2 protein-coding genes and 1 pseudogene are annotated in these 1,960 nt (G+C 69.5%); 2 read left to right on the plus strand and 1 reads right to left on the minus strand.

Annotation, left to right across the window (positions count from 1 at the left end):
- Nucleotides 1-271, minus strand: a 271-nt coding sequence (locus AX685_RS23285; RefSeq protein ID WP_231792321.1) for a sugar phosphate nucleotidyltransferase, incomplete at its 3' end; no start/stop codon positions are given.
- On the opposite strand from AX685_RS23285, the gene AX685_RS19735 reads away from it, so the two are divergent.
- Both AX685_RS19735 and AX685_RS19740 read left to right on the plus strand, forming a co-directional pair.
- Nucleotides 251-1,642, plus strand: coding sequence for a TIGR03013 family XrtA/PEP-CTERM system glycosyltransferase (locus AX685_RS19735; protein ID WP_066491856.1), 1,392 nt, complete (start codon nucleotides 251-253; stop codon nucleotides 1,640-1,642). The genes AX685_RS23285 and AX685_RS19735 overlap by 21 nt on opposite strands.
- Nucleotides 1,643-1,646: 4 nt before the next feature.
- Nucleotides 1,647-1,960: pseudogene (locus AX685_RS19740) on the plus strand (XrtA/PEP-CTERM system histidine kinase PrsK); the annotation flags it as partial.

The following is a 1,960-nucleotide window of genomic DNA, read 5'->3' on the forward strand; positions in this document are numbered from 1 at the left end:
GCGACAGCGGCCACAGCCGCGTCCCCGATCCGCCCGACAGGATCACCGGAACGATGTCGATCAATGAACTACCCTTTCCCCCGCGACCGCGCATGGACCGCGTCGCCGCCGCGATAACCGCCGAGGTCGCCGAAGGCTCCGCGACCGGGCGAGGATCGCGCAAAAGCGCGTCGTTCAGCCTTTCTTTGCCAATTGCGGCGATAGCTCGCCCGGTATCGCTTGCGTCATTTCCGGGGACCGACACCGGCCGATGGTCCGTCTGTTCAAACATTACGTGCCCAATGCCGTGCTGCTGCTCGGGCTGCTGGATTTCGCGCTGCTGCTGCTGGCGGCGGAGGCGGGCTGGCAGGTGCGCGCGTGGCAGATCGGCATGGCACCGGACACGCCGGCGACGCGCATCCCGCAATTGCTGTCGTTCGCGGTGCCGCTGCAACTGGCGATGGTCGCGGTCGGCGCCTATGGGCCAGGGGCGCTCCATTCGGTGCGCTTCGCGGTGTCGCGGCTGCTGGTGGCGGTGTCGCTGGGCATCCTGTTCCTGTCGGTGATCTTCTTCCTGGTGCCGGCGATCACCTTCTGGCGATCGAACCTGTTCTACGCGATGCTGCTGGCGCTGGGTGGGCTGGTGACGCTGCGCATCGCCGCGCGCGGGACGATCGGCGGGGAGGCGCTGCGGCGGCGGGTGGTGGTGCTGGGCGCCGGGCCGCGTGCAGCGCGGATCGAGCGGCTGGCGGCGCGCAACGGCGCGAACTTCGTCGTCGCCGGCTTCGTCGCGATGGGGGACACCCATGTGCCGGCGGTGGACGGGGCGGTGCCGCGCGGCGCGATCGACAACCTTGCCGACCACGTCACTGCGCTGCGCGCGAGCGAGGTAGTGCTGGCGATCGAGGAGCGGCGCAACGCGCTGCCGCTGCAGGACCTGCTGCGCGTCAAGACCACCGGGGTCAGCGTGTCGGAGATCTTCAGTTTCCTGGAGCGCGAGACCGGGCGGATCGACCTGCAGAGCGTCAACCCGTCGTGGCTGATCTTCTCCGATGGATTCTCGTCCGGGCGGTTCCTGTCGACGATCGCCAAGCGCGCGTTCGATATCGTCGCCAGCCTGATCGTGCTGGCGCTGACGTTCCCGGTGATCGCGATCGCCGCGATCGCGGTGGTGCTCGAATCGCCCGGCCCGGCCTTCTACCGCCAGCGCCGCGTCGGGCTGTACAACGAGCCGTTCGACATCGTGAAGCTGCGTTCGATGCGGCAGGACGCCGAGGCGGGCGGCAAGGCGGTATGGGCGGAGAAGCGTGACCCACGCGTCACCCGCGTCGGCCGCTTCATCCGCACTGTGCGCATCGACGAGCTGCCGCAATGCTGGAGCGTCCTGAAGGGCGACATGAGCTTCGTCGGCCCGCGCCCCGAACGCCCGCAGTTCGTCGCCGAACTGGAACGCGAGCTGCCTTATTATGCCGAGCGGCACATGGTGAAGCCGGGGATCACCGGCTGGGCGCAGATCAACTATCCCTATGGCGCGTCGGTGGAGGATGCGCGCAACAAGCTGGAATACGACCTGTATTACGCGAAGAACTATTCGCCGTTCCTCGACCTGCTGATCCTGCTCCAGACGCTGCGCGTGGTGTTGTGGCCCGAAGGCGCGCGATGACGCGATGACGCCGACGTCGGTCATCTGGATCCATTCGCTGGTCGCGCTGCTGTTTTGCGGCGTCGCGGTGACGTTGCCGCGCCCGGACAGCGCGGCGCCGGTCGCGCGCTGGCTGCTGACCGCGGCGGCGGTGGCGACGGCGCTGTGGGCGCTGGCGATCGCGGGGATCGGCAGCGCCGACGTCGCCGCGCGGGTGACCGGGGCGCTGCGCGACCTGGCGTGGCTGGCGGTGCTGGGCGTCGCCGCGCGCGCCGGGCAGGGGATCGAGGCGCCGGCGCGGCTGGGCGCCTATGCCGCGACCGCATCGTGTTTCGTGCT

It is taken from the genome of Sphingomonas sp. CCH9-F2, assembly GCF_001556735.1.
Classification (GTDB): Bacteria; Pseudomonadota; Alphaproteobacteria; order Sphingomonadales; family Sphingomonadaceae; genus Sphingomonas; species Sphingomonas ginsenosidimutans.